Annotated in this window: 21 protein-coding genes; all 21 read right to left on the bottom strand. The window is 63.5% G+C overall.

Annotation, left to right across the window (positions count from 1 at the left end):
- Window positions 1–25 precede the first annotated feature (25 nt).
- Window positions 26–1,240, bottom strand: a complete 1,215-nt coding sequence (locus tag HBF24_RS10625) for a DegT/DnrJ/EryC1/StrS family aminotransferase (RefSeq protein ID WP_167172675.1) — start codon at window positions 1,238–1,240, stop codon at window positions 26–28.
- Complete coding sequence (locus tag HBF24_RS10620) at window positions 1,221–1,607, bottom strand: EamA family transporter (protein ID WP_167172673.1); 387 nt, start codon at window positions 1,605–1,607, stop codon at window positions 1,221–1,223. The genes HBF24_RS10625 and HBF24_RS10620 overlap by 20 nt, the downstream gene beginning before the upstream one ends.
- Window positions 1,604–1,963: an EamA family transporter gene (locus HBF24_RS10615; protein WP_167172671.1), complete on the bottom strand. Its 360-nt coding sequence runs from the start codon at window positions 1,961–1,963 to the stop codon at window positions 1,604–1,606. Before HBF24_RS10615 ends, HBF24_RS10620 begins: the two co-directional genes overlap by 4 nt.
- A gap of 34 nt (window positions 1,964–1,997) precedes the next feature.
- Window positions 1,998–2,834 (bottom strand): alpha/beta fold hydrolase, encoded by an 837-nt coding sequence (locus HBF24_RS10610; protein WP_167172669.1) that lies wholly within the window; start codon window positions 2,832–2,834, stop codon window positions 1,998–2,000.
- Window positions 2,835–2,906: 72 nt separating this feature from the next.
- The gene (locus HBF24_RS10605; protein ID WP_167172667.1) at window positions 2,907–3,881 is read right to left on the bottom strand and encodes an HlyD family efflux transporter periplasmic adaptor subunit; all 975 of its coding nucleotides are present in this window, start codon (window positions 3,879–3,881) and stop codon (window positions 2,907–2,909) included.
- On the bottom strand, window positions 3,875–4,621 hold the full coding sequence (locus HBF24_RS10600) for an ABC transporter ATP-binding protein (protein WP_167172665.1): 747 nt from the start codon (window positions 4,619–4,621) through the stop codon (window positions 3,875–3,877). Before HBF24_RS10600 ends, HBF24_RS10605 begins: the two co-directional genes overlap by 7 nt.
- A gap of 4 nt (window positions 4,622–4,625) precedes the next feature.
- Window positions 4,626–5,759 carry an ABC transporter permease gene (locus HBF24_RS10595; protein ID WP_167172663.1) on the bottom strand — a complete coding sequence of 378 codons (1,134 nt, stop codon included), beginning with the start codon at window positions 5,757–5,759 and terminating at the stop codon, window positions 4,626–4,628.
- Window positions 5,759–7,180, bottom strand: a complete 1,422-nt coding sequence (locus HBF24_RS10590) for an efflux transporter outer membrane subunit (protein ID WP_167172661.1) — start codon at window positions 7,178–7,180, stop codon at window positions 5,759–5,761. The genes HBF24_RS10595 and HBF24_RS10590 overlap by 1 nt, the downstream gene beginning before the upstream one ends.
- Complete coding sequence (locus HBF24_RS10585) at window positions 7,177–8,628, bottom strand: ATP-binding protein (protein ID WP_343162748.1); 1,452 nt, start codon at window positions 8,626–8,628, stop codon at window positions 7,177–7,179. Before HBF24_RS10585 ends, HBF24_RS10590 begins: the two co-directional genes overlap by 4 nt.
- A gap of 1 nt (window position 8,629) precedes the next feature.
- Window positions 8,630–9,316, bottom strand: coding sequence for a response regulator transcription factor (locus HBF24_RS10580; protein WP_167172657.1), 687 nt, complete (start codon window positions 9,314–9,316; stop codon window positions 8,630–8,632).
- A 123-nt stretch (window positions 9,317–9,439) separates the two neighbouring features.
- Complete coding sequence (locus HBF24_RS10575) at window positions 9,440–10,483, bottom strand: glycosyltransferase family 9 protein (RefSeq protein WP_167172655.1); 1,044 nt, start codon at window positions 10,481–10,483, stop codon at window positions 9,440–9,442.
- Window positions 10,484–10,832: 349 nt separating this feature from the next.
- Window positions 10,833–13,880, bottom strand: a complete 3,048-nt coding sequence (locus HBF24_RS10570; protein WP_167172653.1) for an efflux RND transporter permease subunit — start codon at window positions 13,878–13,880, stop codon at window positions 10,833–10,835.
- Window positions 13,880–14,923: an efflux RND transporter periplasmic adaptor subunit gene (locus tag HBF24_RS10565; protein ID WP_167172652.1), complete on the bottom strand. Its 1,044-nt coding sequence runs from the start codon at window positions 14,921–14,923 to the stop codon at window positions 13,880–13,882. Before HBF24_RS10565 ends, HBF24_RS10570 begins: the two co-directional genes overlap by 1 nt.
- Window positions 14,920–16,248: a TolC family protein gene (locus HBF24_RS10560; RefSeq protein ID WP_167172650.1), complete on the bottom strand. Its 1,329-nt coding sequence runs from the start codon at window positions 16,246–16,248 to the stop codon at window positions 14,920–14,922. The genes HBF24_RS10565 and HBF24_RS10560 overlap by 4 nt, the downstream gene beginning before the upstream one ends.
- Window positions 16,249–16,345: 97 nt before the next feature.
- Window positions 16,346–17,707 carry a HAMP domain-containing sensor histidine kinase gene (locus HBF24_RS10555; protein ID WP_167172648.1) on the bottom strand — a complete coding sequence of 454 codons (1,362 nt, stop codon included), beginning with the start codon at window positions 17,705–17,707 and terminating at the stop codon, window positions 16,346–16,348.
- The gene (locus tag HBF24_RS10550) at window positions 17,704–18,387 is read right to left on the bottom strand and encodes a response regulator transcription factor (RefSeq protein ID WP_167172646.1); all 684 of its coding nucleotides are present in this window, start codon (window positions 18,385–18,387) and stop codon (window positions 17,704–17,706) included. The genes HBF24_RS10555 and HBF24_RS10550 overlap by 4 nt, the downstream gene beginning before the upstream one ends.
- Window positions 18,388–18,562: 175 nt before the next feature.
- Window positions 18,563–20,008 (bottom strand): glycosyltransferase family 39 protein, encoded by a 1,446-nt coding sequence (locus HBF24_RS10545; RefSeq protein WP_167172644.1) that lies wholly within the window; start codon window positions 20,006–20,008, stop codon window positions 18,563–18,565.
- Window positions 20,009–20,066: 58 nt separating this feature from the next.
- Entirely contained in the window at window positions 20,067–21,986 is a 1,920-nt protein-coding gene (gene asnB, locus HBF24_RS10540; RefSeq protein ID WP_167172642.1) for an asparagine synthase (glutamine-hydrolyzing), read from the bottom strand.
- A 75-nt stretch (window positions 21,987–22,061) separates the two neighbouring features.
- Window positions 22,062–22,325: a lipid-A-disaccharide synthase N-terminal domain-containing protein gene (locus HBF24_RS10535; protein WP_206064280.1), complete on the bottom strand. Its 264-nt coding sequence runs from the start codon at window positions 22,323–22,325 to the stop codon at window positions 22,062–22,064.
- A gap of 2 nt (window positions 22,326–22,327) precedes the next feature.
- Window positions 22,328–22,660 (bottom strand): lipid-A-disaccharide synthase N-terminal domain-containing protein, encoded by a 333-nt coding sequence (locus tag HBF24_RS10530; RefSeq protein ID WP_167172640.1) that lies wholly within the window; start codon window positions 22,658–22,660, stop codon window positions 22,328–22,330.
- A gap of 171 nt (window positions 22,661–22,831) precedes the next feature.
- Window positions 22,832–23,374: a PepSY domain-containing protein gene (locus HBF24_RS10525; RefSeq protein WP_167172638.1), complete on the bottom strand. Its 543-nt coding sequence runs from the start codon at window positions 23,372–23,374 to the stop codon at window positions 22,832–22,834.
- Window positions 23,375–23,457 lie beyond the last annotated feature (83 nt).

Genomic DNA, 23,457 nt, shown 5'->3' with positions numbered 1-23,457 from the left:
GTGCGGCAAGCGTCGGCGGTCCCGCTTACCGGGGGTGCTGGAGTACCTGGAGGATCTGCCCGAAGTCGGCATCACTCAGCCAGGGACTGTTGCTTATGGTCAGTGTGCGGGCCGCAAAATCGCTTGCCCGGGGCGTGGCTTCACGCGGTACGACGTCGCGCAGATAGTCGTAATCGGGCAGGGCATGGATGAACATGCGGCTGACACCAAGGCCCCGGTGCCACACTCTGGAAAGCGCTGCATCGCGATCAGCCTGGCAGGTCATGACAAGCATGAACAGGGGCCATGTTCCCTGACCTCGGTCGACGTCATCCAGCACCGTGATACCCGGGATGGCGCGCAGGCTCGGCAGGCGTTCGCGGGCCTGCTTTCGCTGAAACTTCAGCAGGGCCGAAAGACGCTCGGCGGCGCTGACGCCGACCGCCTCGCGCCAGCGGCTGACCCGGTGCAGTGGGATCTTCGCGCCGAATTGGTCGCCCACCGCGTTGACCAGGTCGCCCTTGCGCAGCGCACGCCGCAATGGCCGGCCATAGGCCATGCGCAGGCCGCCTGGCCTGTAGAACAGTGCGTAACCAATCAGCTCGAGCATGCGCCGTGCCTCCCACAGGCTGAATCGCGGCACGGTGCCGGCTACCGCGCGCAGGGCTTGTAGTCGCGATGCGTCACGGCTCATCAAAAGCCCGCCCTCGTAAATGCTCAGCCCCTTGCCGGCGGCCATGCTGACGAAGCCGATATCGCCGGCCAGGCCGGCCGCGGTGCCATCGGCGTGACGGGCACCGAGCGCCTGGGCGGCATCCTCGATGACGGTCGCGCCACAGTCATGGGTGATGGCCGTCACTTGCGTCATGTCGGCCAGGCGACCTCCCAGGTGCGCCGGAATTACCGCCAGCGTGTCGGGTCCGCATAGGGTCTTGAGCACCTGCGGATCCATCTCGAAGTGTCCTGGACGATTGTCGCAAAGGCGTATCACCAGGCCTGCCGCGGCCACCGCACGCACCAGCAGCGGGCACGTGTAGGCCGGCAGCACCACTTGGTGACGGTGGCTTTCTCCCGCCAGACAGCGCAACGCGATCATCAGTGCCGCTGTGCCCGAGCAAGTCAGTATGGCCTGATCCGTGCCCAGATGAGGGGAGAGCGCGTGGGCCAGGGGGCGGTCCCAGCAGCCGAGCAGGTCGGAAAATTCCAGCGCCAGTCCAGCGGTGGGTGCTGTTTCCTGGCGGCTAGGGCGTGGCGTCCACATGCTCGGTCTCGCTCAGCGCCAGGCAGATAATGCCGGCGATAATGGCCAGGGCACCAAGCGCCTGGGACCAGCCGATGGTTTCATGGAACAACGGTACCGATAGCAGCATCACACTGATGATTTCCAGGTGCGAGGCAGCGAACGCCGGGCCAATGGGCGCGCGCTTTAGCAGCGTCATCCAGGTGAAAAAGGCGCCGATGTATCCCAGCACTGCTCCATAGACCCAGGGCTGGGCAAACACACGCAGCAGCCAGCCCAGGCTGGCCTGCACGGGCAACGCCTGGCTGCCGGCGTACTTGAAGCTGATCTGGGCCAGCGTATCGAAACCCAGCAGCACGGCAAAACCGATCAGGTAGAAGCGCTTCATGACGCCATGCCCACCACGGCCACACCCAGCGTCACCAGCAGGATGCCGGCCACGCGCAGCCTGGTGAGACGCTCGCGAAACAGCAGCCGGCCAGCCAGCATGATCACGACAATGTTGATCGAGCCCAGCAGTACACCCCGATTGAGTGGCACCAGTGAAAGAAAGGCTATCCAGGCCAGAAATTCGAAGACGTAGCACACGCCACCCAGCCATATCCACGGCCGGCCCAGCATGTGACGCCAGTGCGCCAGATGCGAGCCACCGGCGTCGTGACTGGCGGCGGCCTTGAAAGCGAGCTGACCGACCGTATCCAGCAGCACGGTGGCGATCCACAGCAGCAACGCCATCGCGTTCATGCACCACACCCGGCAGGGCCGTGACACCAAACGCTCATGCGGCGTCGGCCATCGCCGGCGAGAGGTCGGCTACGCCATGGAAGAACTCGGCCGCCGCTGCCGCCAGCAGGCGCCGCTCGCGGTCGATCGTGATCATGTGATAGCTGTCCTTGAGCCAAAGAAACTGGCTGGGACCGGTGACGTGGCGCGCCACGATCTCGGCATTCCAGCGTGAGGCCACATCGTCCTCGGTGGCGTGCGCAATCAGGCAGGGTGCCATCACGCGTGGCAGGTCACGCCGTACCCGGCGCGACAGCAGGTGCAGGTCGGCCAGTGAGTGCCAGGGATTGCCGGGCAGGCCGGCCAGCGTGCTGTCACCGCTCATCATCGCCGCGCTTACCGAGGCCCGCAGGCGCTCATCGCGCAGGCCGTAGGGCGGGTTTTCCATGAACATGCGCCGACGCCCGATGCCCAGCCGCTTGATCAGCGGCAGCAGGAAGGACAGTCGGCCTATCGGCGGGATGCTCCAGCCGTCGTAGCGGAAGGTGGCGCCCAGCGAGCCGACCCCGTCGACCCACTGCGGGCGCACCTGGGCCAGCCGCAGGGCCAGCAGCGCCCCCATCGACAGCCCGGCGACAAACAAATGGTCCACCGACTCGCGCAGTTCCAGCGCGGCCGCCTCGACACTGGCGTACCAGTCTTCCCAGCCAGTGGCGAGCAGGTCTTCCTCGCTGCCGCAATGACCGGCCAGCTGCATGCCACGCACAGTGAAACCACGCTTGTTCAGCCCCTTGCCCAGCAGACGCATTTCCGCCGGCGTGCCGGTCAGGCCGTGAATGAGCAGTACGCCGCGACGGCCCCCCTCAAAGAGGAATTCGACATTCTTGATCATTTGATGCATCCATCGGGACGGGCCGTTCGCGCCCGATGCGGTGACCCTTCACCAGCATGCGCGAGCCCGGTTTCACGAACCTTTCTTCGCCGCCGCGGGCGTGCGTTGATCCTGGCCGGGGAGAATGCGCACCAGCACCATCTGTCCGATGCGCAGGTTCGAGGGCTTGTCGAAATCGAGCACACATTGCACGGTACGCGTGCCTGCGCTCAGCGCAGGATTGTCCTGCAACTTGGAGGGGCTGTAGACGGCGCCGACACGTGCCACACGGGCACTGCCGAGGACCGTCTGGCGATCGTTGTCCAGTACGATCTGCGCGCGCATCCCCGGGTGCACGGCGTCGACATACTCCTGGTTGAGTTCGGCACGCACGATGCGGGGCCGCTCTGGCAACAGCTCGAAGGTGGGCGTGGAACCGGCCACCGCGCGGCTGCCCGTCTGCACCTGTACCCGCGTGACATGTGCCGCCACCGGGGCCCGCACACGGTGCAGGTCAAGCTGCCGCCGGGCGATGGCAAGATGGCCGCGGGCCACACTGACGCTGGCCTCGGCCTCACTGCGCTGCCCCTGAAGTTGCCTTACCTTTTGCGTCGCGACCTCGGCATCGTGTTGCGATCCGGCGCCGGCCTTTGCTGCACGACGCAGTTTTTCGGCATCCCCGCGTGCCGACTTGATGCGCTCATCGAGCACTTTTACCTGGGCGCGGGCCTGGTCAAGTGTGCCCTGGGCGATTGTCACGTTGGCCTTGGCCGTCTGTTCGTCCAGACGCGCCAGGGTTTGACCCTTATCGATCTTGTCGCCTTCATGCACCGAGACCGAGGCCACGGTACCCGACACCGGTGCATACAGCTGGAGCAGTCCTCCCTGGACATCCACGCGGCCACGCGCCACCGCCACATAACGGCCAGTGGCCGCCTGCTGATCCGATGCGTCGGCGTGCCCGGCGTCGGCGCCGGGTGGCGCATGGTTGCCACAGCCTGCCAGCGCAAACAGGGCCAGTGCGAGCAGACCGTATCGGATATCGACGGTGGAGCGTGGCGTCAACATGAAGGAGCCTTGGTTTGATCGGGGAGGGGCGGCCGGGTGTCATCGAGAATGCGGCCATCTTCCATCGTCACCACGCGATCGGCATGACCGATCAGACGCGGGTCGTGGCTGACGCATAGCACGGTGGTGCCGTGGCGACGGGCGATGCGGTGCAGCAGGTCGATGACCACCTGGCCGTTGGCGGCATCCAGCGCGCTGGTCGGTTCATCGGCAAATAGCAGCGCCGGTGCCTTGGCCAAGGCACGCGCAATCGCCACGCGCTGCTTCTCGCCGCCGGACAGCTCGGCAGGGCGAAGGTGACGCCGCGAGGCCATGCCCACTTCCTCCAGCGACTGGTCGGCGCGCGCGTCAATCTCCGCCTGCCGCAGTCCCAGGTATTGCAGCGGAAGCTGCACCTGTTCGCGTGCGGTCAGCGCAGGGAACAGGTTGAAGCCCTGAAACACAAACCCGGTATGCAGCAGGCGGAAGGTTTCCAGACGACGCGCGTCCATGTCGCCCAGGTGTTCGGACAAGGCGTACACATGACCGTGATCGACCGTTTGCAGGCCGCTCAGGATTGAAAGCAGCGTGCTTTTGCCACACCCGGAAGGGCCAGAGATCAGCGTCAGTTCGCCAGCATGGATGCGTACCGACAGATGGTCGATCACCCGCGTGGTCAGGCGGCCGGAGGCAAACGACTTGCCAATATCCTCGGCGACGAGCGTCGGAGCGCTGGATGTATGGACATCAGGTGGTGTCATCGTGCTATCTCAGCAGGGTGGCTGGGTCGGCGCGCCGTATGCTGCGCATGGCGAATAGTCCGGAGATGCCCACCAGCACCATGATCAGCGCCAGACAGGCCAGCATGACCGGTGCGTTCATCACTACCGGAACGCTCTGGCTGCGGGCCACCGATACCATCACTGCTGTCAGTATCCCGGCCCCCACCAGGCCGCAGGCTCCTACCCAGAAAGCCTGTTCAAGCACGACTCCTCGCAGCGAGCGCTTGCCCACACCCAGCGCGTTGAGGGTGGCGTATTCGTTGATCGAAGCCACCACGGCGGCCATCAGGGCCTGACTGGTGATGATGGCCCCGACCGCGAACACGATAGCCGCCAGGAACAGGACGCCGGCGCCGGCACCGGTGTCGAACAGCCAGAACAGCACCGAGCGCCGCGCGAATTGGGAGGCGGTCCAGGCCTGGTAGGGCCCGAAGCCGTCGTGACCACGCAAACGCGCCACCACTGCGGCTGCATTGGAGGGGTTGTCCAAGCGCGCGACCAGATAGGTCGGGCCACCGGTGTCGGCCGGAGAAGGATCCAGCGTGCGCGCGGTTTCAAGTGAGGTCAGTACATTCACACCGCCCAGCGCCCGCAGGCCATGTGCGGTGCCCACCACGCGTACCAGGTGCCCATTGATGCTGGCGGTGTCGCCTACACGCACCCCCAATTTTTCCAGGTCGGCCGGATCGACAATGACCGATTCGGGATAGGCCAGTCGCGCCCGCAACCTTGGTGTAAGTACCTGCGAGAACATCATCGATCCGGGCCGCGTGCGGATGCCGGACACGAATACGGAGATACCACCGGTACCATGGCCGCCGCGCCAGTCGCCATCGAGCAGATCGAACGGCTCAACACGACCGACGTGGCGATCCATGTGCAGCAGTGACGCAACGTCGGCGTCAATGGGACGCCCCTGGTCGACGCTTTGGGTGCCCGGGTAGCCAATCCAGATGTCGGCGTCGGACCCCGTCACATAGACCGCCGCTCCGCCGAAGATGCCCAGCACCAACGCGGCCTGGAGCAATTGCAGCAGCGTGGCAAAGCCTACCGCCAGTATGGCCGGCAGGAAGCGTCGCCATTCGTACAGCAGCGTTTTCCGCGCCAGCGATACCATCAGTTTGGCGCACCTTTGCCGGCCACGGAAGCTGGGTCGGCTGCCCCGCCCAGGGCCTTGTACAGCGCCACGTATGCCAATGCGTGATCGGCCTTGGCCTGGATCAACCGAAGTCTGGCCTGATCACGTTCGGCCCGCGCCATCGCCACGCTGGCCGGACTGTTCAATCCCAGCTTGCGACGGATGTTTTCACGCCGTGTCGTTTGCGCCAGCGCCTGCCATGCCGAGCGTCGTGCACCGACGGTCTGCGCGGTGGTGCCAAGACTGTCCAGCGCGGTTTCGACATCGGCCACGCCGGCCAGCACCGCCTTGCGGTATTCGATCACCGCGGCCTTGAGCAGATGGCCCTTGGCGCTGGCGTGCGCCTTGCGAAGCCCCCAGTCGAACAACGGAATGTCAATAATTGGCCCGAACGAACCAATCGCATTGGTGCTGTCCCTGTGATAGCTGGCCAAGTCGGTCGAGGCCACCAGCGAAGCGCCCAGACCGATGCTCGGGTACATGTCGGCTCGTGCCAGCCCCAGTTCGCCGGCTGCACGGATGACCTTCGCCCGTGCCAGAGCGATACCCGGTCGCGTTTCCAGCAGGCGGGCTGGTACAGAAACCGGTCCAGGGCCCTGCAGTACTGGCAGGGGCGCCGCCTTCAACCAGGCGGGATCGGGAGCCTCCCGGCCCAGTAGCAGGGCGAGCTGTTGTGCCGAGCGCATCGCCTGGTGTCGCGCATCGAGAAGGTCTGCGCGAGTATCGGCGAGGGCCGCCTGGAGGCGGTCGGCGTCGGCAGGAGGAGCCAGCCCCAGCTTGATCCGGGTACCGGCCATCGATAGCGCATCGCGGCGAACGTCGAGCAGCTTGGTCAGCCATTGGTCGCGCTGCTGCGCCGCGCGCAGCTGTATCCAGTCGCGGACCACTTCGGCCACCAGAGAAACTCTCGCTTCCCGCAGTGTCTCGGAAGCTGCCATCAGACGGCCGCGCAGATCCTGTTCGTGAGCCTGGGCACGGCCGAAAAGTGGCAGTTCCCAGCTGGCATCGAAGCCGATCAGGAAGTAGGAGGCGCTGGCGTCGGGATCGATGGGATCATCGGTCTTGATCTGCAGCGATGGTTTGTACGGTGCGTTGTGTTTGGCGTAAAGCGCACGAGCGGCCCGCAGACGCTCGATGGCCGCCTGGAGATCGGGATTCGCCTTCAGCGCCTGATCGACCAGGGTATCCAGGGTCGGGTCGTGAAGCGTGCGCCACCAGTGGTGGTAATCCGGACGCGGTGCGTGTGCCGGTGCGTGTTGCCAGTGTTCCGGCAGTGGCGCCTTGGGAGACGGCACCTGCACGGCGGCGCAGCCGACCAGCAACGTCGGCAGCAGCAAGGCCCAATATCGCAGGCCGCGCCGAAGATGCTGCGCGGGATGAGGACGGAGAAGCGTATTCATGCGTTTGCGTGGGTGACAACCGAGGTGCCAGTCGTCTCACCGGCATGCAGGCGGGGCAGGCGCATGATCACGGCCAGCCCACCCAGGGTGGAGCGGCTGAATTGAAGCGTGCCACCGTGCTTGTCGGTGATGCGCTGAACGATCGCAAGGCCCAGCCCGGTCCCTCCTTCGGCGGCATCAGGGGCACGGAAGAAGCGCTCGCCCAGACGCGGCAGCAGTTCGTCCGGCACTCCAGGGCCACTGTCGTCCACACGCAGGCTGAGCCAGTCAGGCGAGTCGGCGCCCAGTCCGACCGTGACCGTGCCGCCGGAGGGCGTGTGACGCAGGGCGTTGTCGATGAGGTTGTTCAACGCCTCCTCCAGACCATGCGTGTCGCCAAGCAGCCATGCGGGCTCGTCCGTGGTTTCCAGCCCCAGGTCGATGTTCTGAGCGATGGCATCGTATACGCGCTGGCCCACCCACGCCGGTAGCAGGATACCCAGGTCGAGTGCCTGCAGCTCTCTGGGCCGGCTCTGCGCACGGGTCAGCGACAGCAGCTGCGCCGACGCACGTGCGGCGCGCTCGGTGAGTCGTTCGATATGCTGCAGTGCATCCACGGCGCGCGGATCGATGGCAAAACGGGCCGCCCGTTCCGCTTGCAGGCGCAGGCCGGCCAGCGGCGTACGCAACTGGTGCGCGGCATCGGCAATGAAACGTTCCTGCTGTGCCAGCACCTCGCGCAGCCGTGCGAACAGCGCATCAATGGTCCGGGTCAGCGGCAGCAACTCGACCGGAACGTCGTGGTCATCAATAGGGGATAGATCGTGCTCGCGACGGGCCAGTTTGGCGGTGAGCGGTTCGATCACGCGCAGGCCATAACGCACGCCGATCCATACCAGTGCCAGCAACGCGCCAATGAGTCCAAGCTGCAAGGGAATACTCATCAACAGGATCTGGCGTGCAACCACATGACGGGAGTGCAGACTTTCGGCGACGGTGATCTGCAGAATGTCATGGCGATTGTTCGGGTCGAGCACTGCCAGTCGTGCCGCGCGCAGCGGTGTGTGATTGAGCCTGACGTCATACAGTCGTGGGGGGCTTCCCGGCAGGGCGGGCTTGCCGGCGGGTGGAAGGTGGCGACTACCGGCAATCAGGCCGCGGTTTGAGCTGCGGATCGAAAAGTAGTCGCGGCCGTCGGGATCATACTCCAGTAGAAAGCGTGCCTGCGAGGAGATATCCCCATGCGGGGACTGTGTCCTCAGCATGGTCGCCAGGGTCACGGCATCGTCGGCCAGGTCGCGGTCGTGGACGCGATTGGAATAGGCCAGTGACACGGCATAGGTCACCACGGCGTCAACCAGCAGCAGCGCCAGCATGGGTACCAGAAGATACAACAGCAGTCGGCGGCGAAGACTTGGACGCCGCCGTACAAGCGATTCCTGTTCCTGCCCGGGAGCCACCGATGTCACGTCAGTTCGTCTGCGGTGCATCGGGGTCCGCTTCCAGCATGTATCCCAGTCCGCGCACGGTGCGTACCGAGGTGCCTGATCCACGCAACTTGCGGCGCAAGCGATGCATGGCAATATCCAGACCGTTGTCGGTCAGCTCCTGGTCCCAGTTACAGGTTGCCTCCACCAGTTGTGCACGGCTGGTGAGTCGTTCCTGACGGGTGGCCAGCGCGGCCAACAGGCCGAATTCACGCGCGGTCAGTTCCAGCTCGCGATCATCGATGCGGGCACGCCGCCCGGGGATATCCAGGTGCAGTCGTCCCAGTGTCAGTTCCGGCGCACCCTGGACGAAGCGACGTCGCAGCAGCGCACGTGTGCGCGCGGCGAATTCGCTGAAGGCAAACGGCTTGATCAGGTAGTCGTCCGCGCCAAGGTCCAGCACCCGGATGCGCTCTTCCAGGTTGTCCCGTGCCGTCACCACGAGCACCGGCAACTGGCTGTGCCGGTGGCGTAGTCGCTGGAGCACGCCACTGCCATCCAGGGAAGGCAGTTGCAGATCCAGCACCAGAAGATCATGGGTGGGATCGAGCAAGGCTTCGTCGGCCTGGCGGCCATCGCTAAGATGGTCGACCGCATGCCCGGCTTCCCGCAGCCCCGCGCACAAGCCCGAGGCAATGGCCGGGTCGTCTTCAACAACCAGTACGCGCATGACCTGCACTCCTTGGCGACATTCAAGGTTCGCCGTGATGGCATCGGTAAACATCACCTTTGGCCGAGGTAGGACCCGGCCGTGGGCGAATAGTTTCACCATTTCAAAAAGGCGTTGTTCGGTTTATAAATCGCATTGCTTGATGGCAATGGATGCGACCGATTTAGGGTCGTTTTTACGAATGTCCAGCGATTGCGATCCATTGCCAAATGGACCATAGATCTCCATGGACGTCACCGAAAACAGGCCCAGGGTCCGGGCGCGGGCGGCCGAGGCCAGATGCATGACGCCGCAATCGCCGCTGATGAAAATATCCACATGACACATGGCCGCAGCCATGTTTCGCAGGTCGGTCGAAAAAAGGCCGGGTATTTCGTCATCGAGCATGGACATGCCGTGAGCTGGCAGAAACTCGACCAGCTGACATTCCGGCGCCATCACTTTCAGATGGGCGATAAGCTCCTTCCACCATGCTTTGTCCAGATTTTTCTTGCCGGTGGCGTTGGCAAAAATCCCAATCACCGGAGCCGCTTGCCCCGGTGTCTGGGCGCAGACACGCTCCAGCGCCGAACGCCCGGCATCGATTTCGGCTGGCGCAAGTCTCAGGTCAAGATTGGCATACGGCCGCTTGAGTGATGACGAGCCCAACGCGGCGGCAAGGGCGGCCACAGGGCGATGGGCAAAGTGTTCGGTGAGTGTCGACTCCGGAAGGTCCGAAGGTGACACCGAGTAGCGGCCACGGATGATGCGCGAGAAGATGCGTCCCGAGCCGGAGCCCTTCGCAGCATCAATGACCAGGTCGTATCGGCGCGCCCTGAGGTGAAGCAGGATCCGCACCAGGCGTAACGGATGCCGCACGATGCGGGCGCCAAGCGCGTGGATGTGCCTGACCTGCGGATACCGACTGAAAATGGCATGACCACAGGGGGAGCCGACCAGAAGATCCACTTCGGCGCCCGGATACGCCGCTTCTATCGCCTGCAGCAGGGGGGTAAGCAATAAAAGATTACCGAGCCGGTGATTGGGTCGGCATATCAAGATGCGATAGATGCCCCGACTTGGAAGCCTTTTATCTTCCGGGTGGCTTTTTTGTTCGACGCGGAAGGATGCGTTTTCCTTATCAAGGGTCTGGCGCGAATAGGTCGAAGAAAGCGGATTCGTAGGCATGGTGAAGCCGGTGCACAAGCGATGGTTGTATTTTATGTGAATGACCGGTTTCGATTTTTTCCTGCAGAATAATTTTTGTTTACAAACCTGTAAGGGAACTTTTATCGGGCGTTTTGAAGCAAATTAATTATCTAATTTTTACAATTAATTTACTGGCAAATAGGTAGGCAGGAAGTCTGCCCCCCGCGGGGGCCTGCCCGGACTTTGATGCATGATCTGTGCATTAAGGTGCCGGATGTATCGCATGGCTATTTTTCACCGTGTTTACCGCCCTGGGCGTTTCATCCCGAGGTTTCACCGGCGCCGCCCCTGGATCGGGGGTACGGCGCTGGTGATCGGGGCGTTCGGCCTATGCCCCACGTCTAAAGTGAAGCAGGCGGTAGATCACCGGCAGGGCCAGCAGTACCAGCGGGATCTGGATCAGCAGGCCGCTGATGATGGCGATGGCCAGGGGCTGCTGCATGCCCGAGCCCTGACCCAGCCCCAGCGCCAGCGGCAGCAGGGCCAGGGCAAAGGCCAGTGCACTCATGACGATCGGGCGCATGCGATTGCGACCGGCCCGGACCAGACTCCAGGCCACCGACTGCGTATGGTCGAGAAGGCGCAGCTCGGAGAAGTAAAAGATGGCGATCTCCGTGACGATGCCGATGACCATGGTCATGCCCATCATCGCGGTGATGTCCAGCTCGGTACCGGTACACCAAAGGCCAATGAACACGGCGCCGGCGGCCAGCAGCGGCTGGATGAGTACCGCGATGGCCACCCTGAAGCTTTCGTACAGATACAGCAGCAATAGGAACACCAGGGCCACGGCCGCGGCGAACACTGCCGCCAGGCCGCGGAAGGCTTTCTGCTGTTGTTTGTAGAGCCCACCAAGCTGGTAATAGACCCCGTTGGGTATCAGGCCCTTTTTGGCCAGCACCTTCTTGACGTCGGCCACGGTCTTGCCCAGCGAGCGACCGCTGATGCGAGCGGTGACAGCAACATCGCTTTTCAGGTTGTAACGCGTCAGTTCCGGTTGTCCGGTGATGATTTGCACCTTGGCGACCCGGCTGACTGGCAGCACGTGGCCATCCGGTGCGCGCAGAAGCAACTTGCCGATTTGCGCAGTTTGCTCGCGCATCGCGTGCGGTACCCAGACTCGTACACCCAGATACTTGATGCCCTGGCGTACCTGGGTGGTGACCACACCGCCCAGAAGCCCCTGCAATTGCTGGGTGATGTCCTGCGGCGTGAGGCCCTCTAGCGCCGCCTTTGTGCGCTCGACATGGATCGACAGCGCGTCGCCGGCAATCACCACGCCGTTATGGATGCTCACCACGCCGTTGACGCTGGCGATGGCCTTGGCCACCGACTTGGCCACCTGTCGCAACTGCTTGACGTTGTCGCCGAACAGCCGGATGTCGATGGGTTCGGGCACCGAGGTGAGATCGCCTATCTCGTCCTCGATGAGCTGGGAGGCGTCCACATCCAGTCCGGGTATCTGTGATTGCACCTGCTTGCGTATCGATTCCATGACCGTCGAAGTCGATGGACGCGACGAATTTTTCAGACGTATCGAGAAGTCACCCCGGTTGGCCTCGGTAATGCCTCCGCCCAGTTGTGATCCGGTACGCCGTGACCAGGTATCGACGTACGGGTTCTTGCGCAGGATAGTGGCGACCTGCTGCAGCAGACGGTTGGTTTCGGTAAGCGAGGTGCCGGGCGGACTGCGGTAGTCGAGGGTGAACCCACCCTCGTCCATGGGCGGCATGAAACCGGAGCCGACATGGCTGAAGGCCAGCCAGCCCAAGGCGATCAAGGGTATAAGCCCGGCCAGCAGCCAGGCCGGTCGGCGCAGCAGGCGAACCAGCAGGCGGCTGTAGTTGCGCCGGATCCAGCGACCGAGACGTCCGTGGGTTTCCGGTTTCGTGTCCTTGTGCCCGATCAGGAAGTCAGCCAGCAGCGGCACGATCAGCAAGGCCACCAGGAAGGAGATGGACAGGCTGGCCGCCATGGTCAGCGACAACGCCTTGAAGAAGGCGCCGGTCAGGCCGCTCAGAAAGGCCAGCGGCACGAAGATGATGATCGTCGAGGCCGACGAGCCGATCTGCGGATGGGTGAATTCGCGTGCTGCGGCCAGCACCCGTGCGGTGCCATGTTCGCCCGTTTCCTGAACCTTGCGCACGATCTGCTCGATCATCACGATGACATCGTCGATGATCAGGCCCACGGCTGCGGCCATGCCGCCCAGGGTCATGATGTTCAGCGTCATGCCGAACACGGACAGCATCAGGGTAGTTGCGGCCAATACCGCCGGCACCGTGATCACGGCCACCAGGGTGATCTTCCAGCTGCGCAGGAATGCCAGCAGCACCAGCGCCGCCAGTCCAATGCCGATGAGGATGGCGTCGACCACGCTGCTGCGTGACGCGCGCACCAGCACGCTCTGGTTGTACCACTGGTGCAGTTGCACGCCCTTGGGCATCTGCGACTGGAACTGCTTGAGCCGGGATTTGAGATCCTGCGACAGCTGGATGATGTTGGCGCCCGGTTGCTGGTAGACATTGAGCAGCACGGCCGGCTTGCCATCCGCGGTGAACGCCGTATAGCGCGGTGCGGTGGCCATGTGCACATCGGCCACGTCACCCACCGTGACCACGCCGGACGGCCCCTTGCGCAGCACCGTCTGACGAATCTGCTTGATGTTCTGGAAGCGGGTGTCGGACATCTCCAGGTACAGCTTGTAGTGGTCCTGGATCTGGCCCAGCGCGGTAAGTACGTTGGAGGCGGCCAGTGACTTGGCAACGTCACTGATGGACAACCCGAGCGCGGTCAGGCGCGCCGGATCCACGCTGACCCGGTATTCGGCCTGGTCGCCGCCCTGAACCGTCACCTTGGCCACGCCCGAGACGCTGGACAGGAAGGGCGCCATGCGGTACTCGGCAAGATCACGCAGCTGCACCAGGTTCTTGGTGTCCGAGGTCAGGCTGTAGGCGATCACACCCGTGTAGTTGGACGGATACATGCGCTCGGCGGAAAAGCGTGCCTGTGGCGGCAGGTCCGGCTTGATGCGACTGAGCGCCGATTCCACCTGCAGCAGCGCATCGATCATGTTGTGGCCCCAGTCGAAATTGACCGAGATATCGGTGCTGCCGCGACTGGTGGTCGAGCGCACCGAACGCACGCCAGGGACGCCGCGCACGGCCCGTTCGGCAGGCCGTGTCACCTGCAGCATCATTTCACTGGCCGGCCGCGACCCGGCGTCGATGCTCACGCGCACCCGAGGAAACGCCACCTGGGGGAACAGGGCCGTGGGCAGCGAGAACAGACTGGCCACGCCACTGAGCGCCAGCAGTGCCAGCGTGAACAGCACGGAGCGACGATGGGTCTGCAGCCATCCGGCGATCCCCGCCATCAGTGCCGACCTCCGGCCATGCGCACTGTCATACCTTCGGTCAGCTCATAATTGCCGGTAACGACAACGTTCTGGCCCTTGCGCAGATCAGGGCTCTGCACCGCACTCCATCGCGGCGTCGTCAGGAGCACCTTGACGTTGATCCGGTGGGCCTTCCCGTTGCGGACCACAAACAGATAAGGGCCATGCGCGCCGTTCAGCACCGCTGAATGCGGCACGCTCAGATGGTGCAGGGTCTGCACTTGCAGTTGTCCCTTGAGCCAGCTTCCCATCAGCAACTGATGCGCCGGCCGTCCACTCAGATCCACCAGCACGTCTATCAGCCGGGTCCTGGGGTCAACCATGCCCTGCACACGGCTGACCTTGGCCTGGACCGGGGTCGAGCCGTCGCCGAACACCGGGGTCAGGGTGACGCTCTGGCCAGCGTGCACCCGCTGTGCCTGTTCCGGTTGCAGACCCAGCCGCACGCGCACATGGCTGGTGTCGCTCAAGGTCACCAGCGGCTGGCCCATTTGCACGACGGCGCCAGGCTGTGCCTGGATTTGAGTGACAATGGACGCTTGCTTGGCAGTGATGCTGAGGGGCCCCTGCGTGGCGCCCTGATCTTTCAATGCCTGCAGGTCCGACTTGGCATTGCGGTACTGCTGCAGCGCGGCGGCAAGGTCGGCCTTGGTGGCCAGTTTTCGCTTGAACAGGTCACGTGTTTGCAGCCACTTGGCGTGAGCGCTGTCCACCGCATGACGCGCCTTCAGCCACGCGGTGTGGGTTTTGGGCGTGGGCGCCAGCTTGAGCAGCAACGAGCCCTTTTCGACGTGTTCGCCCATGCTGGCGTTGACCTGCGCGACGCGTCCGGCTTCCAGGGCGCTGATGGTCCGGGTGTAGGCCGGATCGGGGATTACCTGGCCGTAGACCTCGACCTGATCGTGCAGGGTACGTGGAAGAATCTGTGCTGTTTTTACCGAGGCCGAAGCGGCGTGTGCGATCGGCGTGGCGAGCGCCAAGGCGAGCAGGCACAGGCGAAGGGGGAGTCGGGCACATGTCATGGGCGATGCAGATCGGTGGCAGAGGGCGGAGGGGTTTGCGTGCGCGAATCGGCGCGACCGAGCAGGGCCGAAAGGGCGACCTGGCCTTTGGCCAGGGTGGCCCGGGCCTGCAGGGCTTCGGTCTGACGATCGATCAGCTGCTGCTGCAGCAACGACCATTCGGCTACGCTGAAATGTCCGGCGCGGAAGGCGCTGTCGGCGTCCTTGGCCAGCTGCCTGAGCGGCCTGAGCTGGCGATGCAGAACCTGTTGCCGCTGTTGCACCTCGCGCAGGCGGGCGTACAGCGCCACAGCCTGGCTCTGGGCGCTGTCGAGCCGGGCCTGATAGGCCGCATGCAGTTGCTCCCGGGTGGCCCTGGCCAGTCGCGCCGAGGCCTGGGCACGGCCGAAGATGGGCAGACTGAGATTGATGCCGAAGCCGTTGGTGAGCACGCCGCTGGTATCGGATGCCCGGTTCAGATTCACGCTCAGGCCGGGGAACTGCGCCAGCACGGCGGCGCGGAAGTCGGCATCGGCGGCGCGATAACCCGCGGCCAGTGCGCGAAGGTCCGGACGTGATTCAGGCAGATGCGCCAGCGCACGATCAATGACCGTGCGGCTGGGCAGTGGCAGCCGCTCTGGCGCGGTGACTGCATAGCGTGAATCGGGAGCGACGCCCATGTCATCATTGAGTGACTGTCGGGCCTGAATCCGGTCCTGGCGTGCCTGGGCCAACTGCGCTTGCGCCTGGCTCAGACTGGTCAACGCCGCCGCCTGTTGCTGACGGGTGACATCGCCCTGTGCCAGTGCCTGGTCCAGCGCCGTTAGCTGCACATGCAGCAGATGGACATGTTTTTTCAGCAAATCGATACGTTCGCGCGCATCCCAAAGTGCCACATAGTCGGCAGCCGTTTTCTGTTCCAGGCTCCAGCCTTTCCAGACCAGTTGCAGGCGCTTTTGCGCAAGCCGGGCGCGGGCCGCGCCCAGTCTTGAGCCACGCCCGATCAGTGCGCCCAGGTCCTGGGTGAGGCCAAGGCTCCAGCCACGCTGATAGGCGGAACTGACCGGCGAGTCGATGCTTGCGCTGAACTGCGGGTCCGGCAGCAGCCCGGCCTTTTTCAATTGCAACTGGCTCACATGCGCCTGCAGCCGGGCCGCACGGTAGTCCGGATTGCCCTGCAGCGCGCGGGAGGTGGCCGTGCGCAGGGTGAGTGGTTGGCCGTGCTGGGTTGGTGCTGGCTGCCAGTGGGGCCGATCCGGCAGCGGGTGGGCCTGATAGGCCACGCAACCGGAAAGCAATACCAGCGCCAGTGGCGCTGTTCTGGAAATGGCCGTCAATAACCTCATCGGTGCCTTGTTTGATCGGAAAGTGTGGTTTTTGGGGGGGCGTTGGTCATCAAGACCACCGCTGCGTTTTCGTGTGCCTCGCAGACTCGCTGCGAGCTCAGACGAAGGCTCTTGGAATCTGCAGGCTTACGCGTAGTCCGGGCGCGGCATCCAGCAGGCGGATCTTTATGCCGTGTCGCTCCGAGATGGCGGCCACCATGGCCATGCCGAGTCCTGAGCCGGGCATGCTTCGGGCCGTATCAAGCCGTGCGAAGCGCCGGAACACATAGTCGTGATAGGCAGGATCAATACCCGGCCCGCGATCGGTCACCGACAGATGAATATGCGTGTCGTCGATGTGGAAGGACACCGTGACCGGGGTGCCCTCGGGGGTGTGGTTGAGCGTGTTTTCCAGCAGGTTGGCCAGCAGTTGCAGCAGCAGCGCCCGGTCGCCCAGGCAATAGACACAAGGCAGCAGTTCAACGCGCAGCTTGCGTCCCTGGTCCTCGAAGACCGGCTTGTAGTCATCCACCACGGTGACCACCAGGTCGGTCAGGTCGATGGTCTGGAAGGCGGTGCGCAGCGGCTGGCTCTCGATGCGCGCGATGCGCAGCAGTGCGGCGAACGTCTCCAGTACGCGGTCGACATCCAGCACCGCCTTTTCCACCGCGCGCTGGTAGGAGGGGAGGTCTTCACCCTGGAGCATCACCTGCTCCAGGTTCTGACGCAGATGCGTGAGCGGCGTACGCAGGTCGTGGGCGATATCCGAAGAAACCTGCCGCATGCCCTCCATCAACTGCTGGATCCGCTCCAGCATGCTGTTGAGGGCATAAGCCAGACGATCGAACTCGTCATCCTTGCCGCTGGGCTGGATGCGCGCGGTGAGGTCGCCATCGGCGATGCGGGTGGCGCTTTCCGACACCTGTTCAATGCGCACCAGATAGCGCCGTGCGGTAAACCAGCCAGCCGCCAGCGCCAGCAGCATCGAGAGCAGTCCCGCGGCCACGAATGCGCCCTGGAGAATATCCTCCAGCGCGTCCTCCGAGTTCCGATTGCGCGCCACGGCCAGCATGCCACCGGGGATATCCACTGCCTTGGCGAGCAATTCCACCCGTCGGCCATCGACCTGGATCGACACGCTGTGCCAGCCCGGTTGGGTGTAGTGCATGGGCAGGTTGCCCAGCGTGGTGTCCGAACCCTTGGGGCGGTAGCCGTAGAAATAGGGCCCATCCGGCTTCTGCGAGGCCAGCCGTGTGATCACCTGGGCCCGTCGAGCTGCCGGTACGCCGGCAATTTCGGCCGCCTCTTCCTTGACGTTCTGCTGCAGCTGTTGCTCCACGTAGTTGCGAACGGCAAACCAGGTGATGACGAACAGAATCAGGGCGATGACGCCAAACACCAGCGCCAGCCCCACTCCTGTACGGAAGGCGGCGGTCTTGGTGCCGTTCTCACGATTTAGGATGGCGGTAACCAGACTCATTCGTCAGGTTCCTTGAGGCAGTAGCCGGCGCCCCGCACCGTGTGCAGAAGCTGGCTCTGGAAGTTGCGCTCTATCTTTCCCCGCAAGCGGCTGATATGGGTCTCGACCACGCTGGTCTTGGGGTCGAAGTGGTAATCCCAGACCTGCTCCAGAAGCATGGTGCGGGTGACCACGCGCCCGGCATTGCGCAGGAAATATTCCAGCAGCTTGAATTCGCGGGGCTGAAGATCGATCAGTTCGCCACCGCGGTGCACTTCGCGGCGCAGAAGGTCCATTTCCAGGTCTGCCAGCCTCAGTCGAGTCGGCGTCGGGTCACGTAGTGGCGGGCGCCTTGCCAGGGCGCCGATGCGGGCCGCCAACTCGGTGAAGGCAAAGGGTTTGCTGAGATAGTCGTCGGCGCCTGCCTCAATCCCCTCGACGCGTGCCTCCACTTCAGCCAGCGCCGTCAGCATCAATACCGGGGTATTGATCTGCGCGCTCCTGAGCGCCTTGAGCACGCTGAGACCGTCCAGTCGTGGCAACAGGCGATCCAGCACGATGACGTCGTGTTCAAGCTCCGAGGCAAGCATGACCCCTTCGGCGCCGTTGGCCGCACAGGTCACGGCGTAGCCTAGTTCGTCCAGGCCGCGCTGGATGTAGCGCCGCGTCTCGGCGTCATCCTCGATCAACAGTATGCGCATAGGTTCTGCCACATGTTCGTTGGGGCAAGATTGCGCTCTCATGCTTTTTCCGCGCTTAGTTGAGTGCTTACCTTCGGTGTCACTGACCGAGGGGCTGGATCGAGGTGGTCCTGATGATGCTAAGTCGCATGAGGTACGTGATTTAATATATTGATTTTCAAATATATAAATCACATTATTTCCCTGCACTTATCAGCAGGAGGTGACGGCCTCGCCAATCTCCGACCACCGTGAGGGCGGTGCCCGGGCAGTTGGCTCTTAGCTCCAGGGACGCATCGGCCGCGACCAGCAGTGGCGAGTGGACATCCACCAGGCGGCATAGCCGTTGCGCCGCACCTGGTTTGTTCCAGGCGATGGCGTAGACAGGTTTGCGAAGGTACAGGCGCATGCCCCAGGGGGTATGCTCCTCGATGGCCACGTGATCGTCGGTCGCTTCGATGAAGGTGACGGCGGCATAGCGCGAGGCCGCTACCTTTTGTCCCAGGCTGCGCGCCCGGACGCGGTTATCGACATGAGGGTGGTAGAAGTGGCCGATGCCGCCCTTGAGCACAAGCAGCGCCACCATCCATAGGCCAAGCAGCACGCGCCGCCGTGTCGAGCGCATGTCGAACGTCGCTTCCAGTTCCATGGCCACCAGCAGCGAAAGCGGAATGAACAGCGGCAGCACGTAGGCAGGCAATCGCGAGCGGGCCAGGCAGAACACCGTCAACGCCAGCAAGAACCACAGCCACAGGAACAGGCGTGGTGGTTGCTGCGCCCACCCGTCACGCCAGTTGCGGACGCTGGCGGCCTGTCGCACCACGCGGGCCAACGGACGCCACCATGGCAGCGAGCCCAGTACCAGCACCGGGGCATAGACGACAAACCAGCCGTACCATTGTGGATGGCGGTTTTGCGTTGGCGTGAAGATGCGGTTGTAGATCTCGTAATGCAGGAAGTAGTGCACCAGTGCCGGTTGCCGCACCACCACCAGGGCGTACCAGCCCAGCCCGACCAGCAGGAAGACGACAAGACCCAAAGGTGCAAACAGCGCTCTTACCCCCGGCCAGCGCTGTTTCCGGTAGACGAACGGCAGCATGCCCAGCAGCGGCATCAGGCCAGGTGGGCCCTTGGTCAGAAAGGCCAGACCGAAACCAAGCCACATCAGTACGAGGTAACGTCCTGCCTTCCTGGCGGGGCCAAAGCTGGCTGCCAGAAACCCGTAGGTGGCCAATGCCTCGAACGCCACCAGCAGGCCGTCGGTGCTGACCACATTGGCCATCAGAAACGGCACCAGGGAGCAGCCATAGATCAGCCCCGGCAGCCACAAGCGCCCAGAAAGCAGCCACCGACCCATGCCACAAAGCAGCAGTGCGGTGAAGATGAAGGCCAGTGCGTAGGGCAAACGCGCGGCCCAGGTGGTGCGCCCGAACAGCCGCATCGATCCGGCGATAAGCCAGTAGGTGACCGGGGGTTTGGTGAAGTTCACCCGATCCTGGTTGTACGCCGGCACCAGATAGTTGCCCGAATCGATCATCTGCAGCGCATTTTCGGTGTAGCGACCCTCATCGGTGCTCCACAGCGCGCGCGTGCCCTGAAAGCCGAATCCGAGAACGCAAAGCACCAACAGCAGCCAGGCCATCGGATGAGTGCGGGGGCGCTTTGAGGCGGGCATTGCCCTGGCTGGTGCCGGACGAATATCAGACATGCATGCTCTCGGGCTGTAGGGGAGTGATGTGCTTGATCCGGGTAAGGCTCTCTGGCGCCATGGCGGGCAGCGGCTCGGACAGCCATTCCAGCCACTCTCGAAGCACCAGCAGCGTCCATATGGCGCGGGCATGATCGGCCGCCCCGGCGACGTGGTCGGCCAGCAGTGACGAGGCCGTGGCCGTGTCGATGCCGACCCCGGCAAGAAGCGGGCTGGCCAGGCCCGACCGGGCCCATTCGTGCAATGGTCCCCTTAGCCACGCCGTCAGCGGTACCGACAACCCTCGCTTGCGCCGGTGCACGACCTTGCGTGGCAGGTAGCGGCGCGCGTAACGCTTCAGAAATACCTTGGTGGTCAGCCCGCTGACGCGTTCGGCCGGTGACAGCGACGAGGCGAACTCGATGATGCGCGGATCCAGGAACGGTGCGCGCACCTCCAGCCCGTGCCGCATGCCGCCTCGATCGGCCTTGGCGAGCAACGCCTCGGCCAGGGCATGGCGCTGGTCCTGGCGTTGCAGCATATCCAGCACGTGCGCCTGCGGTGGCGATGGCGGCACGGCCATGGGTTCAACTCCCAGTTGCCGCATCAGCAGCGGAGAGATGTTGGCCGTCCAGAGTAGGTGACGCGCATACGGCGCCAGTTCCTGGCCCTGCACGAAGCGCTTGAGCAGGAACGAGATGGTCATTTTCTTGTCGCTGACCGGCAGCTGCGCCACCACCTTGCCGAAAGCGCAGCGCAACGGGGCGGGCAGGGCGCCATAACGTCTGGCCAGTTGCGCGCCGAGATAGGTCGGGTAGCCACCGAACAGCTCGTCGGCACCTTCCCCGGCCAGCACCAGTCGCACTTCGCGCGCCGCACGTGCCGCCAGCAGCGACATGGGCACCCAGGCCGGATCGGCCAGGGGTTCGCCGCAGGTACGAACCAGATCACGCAGGGTGCCGGGCAGCTCGTGCGCATGAACCATCACCGGCACATAGCGACAACCAAGCCCGCTGGCGACCCGCTCGGCGACATCGCCCTCGTCGAAGGATCGTTCCGCAAAGCGCAGCCCGTACGCGGTGGGATACTTGTCCGGCCGGACGGTACGGGCCACGGCGGTGATCAGCGACGAATCAAGCCCTCCGCTCAGCAGCACGCCATAATCGACGTCGACATCGGTCTGGTGCCAGATCGAGGCACGAAACAGCCGGTCGAATCGGCTGTCGTCGCCACGCCCCGAGGCATGTCGGACGGGGGGCGGCTTGTGGTAATCACGCCGCTGCACACCGGCCTTGTCGACGATAATCATTTCGCCGGGCGCGACTTTCTGGCAGCCCGCGAACGGGCCGGACATGGCCGGGTAAAAGCCATGGCTCAGATAGCGTGCCACGGAGGCCACGTTGATCTGAGGGACTCGCGAGTGTCCGGCGCGCAGCGCCGCCAGCTCGGTGGCGAACATCAGGCGGCCCTGCTCAATGGCAAAGTGGATATAGCGTTCACCGGCGCGATCTCGCGCCAGGATCAGCCTTGCCCTGTGCGGATCCCACAAGGCAATGGCAAAGGCACCGCTTAGGTGCTGCGCAAAATCCAGCCCGTATTCCATGTACAGCGGCGCGATCACCTCGACATCGGTCTGCAGCGAAAAGTCGTGGCCACTGGCCCGCAGGCGTTCGCGTAACTGACGATGGTTGTCGATCTCTCCGTTGCAGGCCACCCATATGCCGCCGGCCGCGCCGAGCAATGAGGGATGCGGGTCGCCCGTTCCGCGAATCGCCAGCCGGTTGGCGCCGAGTGCTCCCCATTCTCCATCGACCATACCGGCGCCATCAGGGCCGCGGTGATGCATGCGGGCCAGCATCTGTTTCAGCGCTTGAGGAGGGTCGAAATCGGTTGCGGGTGCATGTAGGTGAAAAATGCCGCAGATGCCACACATGCTAAATCCTGCTGGAAGCGCGTTTTGTCAGGATGTGTGCGGTCAAACCGGTTGCCTTGAGCAGTTCCATAGGGGTCATTTTTTTCGTATGGCCAGATGAAGGTTTCTTGTAAATAGGAGAAGGCTCAAAGCTTCGCCAGCCATGAACACCGGATCTGATTTATGGATGGCATAGATCAGCAAAACGGCACTGCCAGCGATGCTGAAGTGCCAGAACACTTTGGGAACGACGCTCTTTTTCTGACGTTCGGTGCAAATCCATTGCGTAAAAAACCGGGCACCGAAAAGTGCCTGACCCAAAAATCCGACCGTGATCCATGCCGAGTTGCCAAATTGCACGATCAGGGCCTGGTGTCACAGGTGATTGCGGGTTTGTCGGAGCTTTTTTCGTTGGTCGCGGATGCCATGGCATCGCGCTTCTCACGAATGCGCCACTGAAGATTTCTTGCGTAGATAATCAGTCCTCCCGCCTGGCCAACGATGAAGACCGGGTCCCTTCGGTAGATCGCATAAGCGAGAAGCGCCATGCCGCCAGCAATGCTCAGATACCAAAAGGCCATCGGGAATATGCACTGGCGTTTCAACTCGCTGTAAATCCATTGGACCAGGAAGCGCATCGAGAAAAGCACTTGGCCAAATATGCCCAAAATGAGCCATGTGCTTGCCGTTGGCATGGTGCAGGATCCTGTAAAAATCAGCGGTCTTTCTTCCCGGCGTGGTGGGTGCTAGTCATTCACCCGCCGCATCGTGGCGGCCGTTCCGAGCGACGTTGCATCCATCCAACGGTCGCGGCAGCTTCTGTGCGAAGGAGGCCGTTGAGGCGGCCTCCTTCGCAGCGTCACGATTCAGTCCGATTCATCGGAGGCATCGGCGGAGACGGCGCCCGTGTTGGCGTCCACGCTGTAGTGGGTGATGGCACCCCCGCGCTGGGCGATGTCGACGTCATAGTGCGCCTGCTCACCGTGGCCGCTGGGACCGGCCTCCAGGGCACGACCGTGCCCGGCACGCTCGGCGCTCGTGACCGCCTCGATCAGGTTGACCTTGGCGCCGGCGAGAATGCCCATGCCCTCGGCGTCTTCACCGCTGGCTTTTGACATACCCAGCCAGGCGCCTGTGGCGGGGTTGATCCTGGCCAGCATCGGCTTTCCCTTGACATCGACCTGTACCTCGTACCAGGAGCCGCTACTGGCCACCTCCATGCCCATGCCGAAGGCGCGTCCGTGGGTTTTTTCCTGCACCGTCCTGATCGCGGTAACCGGTGCGATGTGCGCCTTGACCGTTGCTGCCGCTTCCGCCGAGTCACCCGTTTCAGCGTGACCGGAGAAACTTGTGAAGCCCAGCGCCAAGGTGACCATGACTATCGTCGAGCCTCGGAATGAATGGGTCATGATTCGCTCTCCTTCGAAAATGGGTAAATTTATGGTGGAGGCGAATCACGTGCATGTCACCATACCCATGAATTACATAAAGG

This window comes from Oleiagrimonas sp. C23AA, from assembly GCF_011759385.1.
Lineage (GTDB): Bacteria > Pseudomonadota > Gammaproteobacteria > Xanthomonadales > Rhodanobacteraceae > Oleiagrimonas.
This window is presented reverse-complemented; position numbering and strand designations above follow the sequence as displayed.

What these genes read in the sequence shown, in the direction of transcription:
- HBF24_RS10605 (WP_167172667.1), bottom strand. Translation starts at nt 3,881, where the DNA reads ATGTTGACGCCACGCTCCACCGTCGATATCCGATACGGTCTGCTCGCA.
- HBF24_RS10575 (WP_167172655.1), bottom strand. Translation starts at nt 10,483, where the DNA reads ATGCCTACGAATCCGCTTTCTTCGACCTATTCGCGCCAGACCCTTGAT.
- HBF24_RS10550 (WP_167172646.1), bottom strand. Translation starts at nt 18,387, where the DNA reads ATGCGCATACTGTTGATCGAGGATGACGCCGAGACGCGGCGCTACATC.
- HBF24_RS10565 (WP_167172652.1), bottom strand. Translation starts at nt 14,923, where the DNA reads ATGACATGTGCCCGACTCCCCCTTCGCCTGTGCCTGCTCGCCTTGGCG.
- HBF24_RS10570 (WP_167172653.1), bottom strand. Translation starts at nt 13,880, where the DNA reads ATGGCGGGGATCGCCGGATGGCTGCAGACCCATCGTCGCTCCGTGCTG.
- HBF24_RS10600 (WP_167172665.1), bottom strand. Translation starts at nt 4,621, where the DNA reads ATGACACCACCTGATGTCCATACATCCAGCGCTCCGACGCTCGTCGCC.
- HBF24_RS10555 (WP_167172648.1), bottom strand. Translation starts at nt 17,707, where the DNA reads ATGAGTCTGGTTACCGCCATCCTAAATCGTGAGAACGGCACCAAGACC.
- HBF24_RS10620 (WP_167172673.1), bottom strand. Translation starts at nt 1,607, where the DNA reads ATGAAGCGCTTCTACCTGATCGGTTTTGCCGTGCTGCTGGGTTTCGAT.
- HBF24_RS10580 (WP_167172657.1), bottom strand. Translation starts at nt 9,316, where the DNA reads ATGCGCGTACTGGTTGTTGAAGACGACCCGGCCATTGCCTCGGGCTTG.
- HBF24_RS10560 (WP_167172650.1), bottom strand. Translation starts at nt 16,248, where the DNA reads ATGAGGTTATTGACGGCCATTTCCAGAACAGCGCCACTGGCGCTGGTA.
- HBF24_RS10545 (WP_167172644.1), bottom strand. Translation starts at nt 20,008, where the DNA reads ATGGCCTGGCTGCTGTTGGTGCTTTGCGTTCTCGGATTCGGCTTTCAG.
- HBF24_RS10625 (WP_167172675.1), bottom strand. Translation starts at nt 1,240, where the DNA reads ATGTGGACGCCACGCCCTAGCCGCCAGGAAACAGCACCCACCGCTGGA.
- HBF24_RS10590 (WP_167172661.1), bottom strand. Translation starts at nt 7,180, where the DNA reads ATGAATACGCTTCTCCGTCCTCATCCCGCGCAGCATCTTCGGCGCGGC.
- HBF24_RS10595 (WP_167172663.1), bottom strand. Translation starts at nt 5,759, where the DNA reads ATGGTATCGCTGGCGCGGAAAACGCTGCTGTACGAATGGCGACGCTTC.
- asnB (WP_167172642.1), bottom strand. Translation starts at nt 21,986, where the DNA reads ATGTGTGGCATCTGCGGCATTTTTCACCTACATGCACCCGCAACCGAT.
- HBF24_RS10525 (WP_167172638.1), bottom strand. Translation starts at nt 23,374, where the DNA reads ATGACCCATTCATTCCGAGGCTCGACGATAGTCATGGTCACCTTGGCG.
- HBF24_RS10530 (WP_167172640.1), bottom strand. Translation starts at nt 22,660, where the DNA reads ATGCCAACGGCAAGCACATGGCTCATTTTGGGCATATTTGGCCAAGTG.
- HBF24_RS10610 (WP_167172669.1), bottom strand. Translation starts at nt 2,834, where the DNA reads ATGATCAAGAATGTCGAATTCCTCTTTGAGGGGGGCCGTCGCGGCGTA.
- HBF24_RS10615 (WP_167172671.1), bottom strand. Translation starts at nt 1,963, where the DNA reads ATGAACGCGATGGCGTTGCTGCTGTGGATCGCCACCGTGCTGCTGGAT.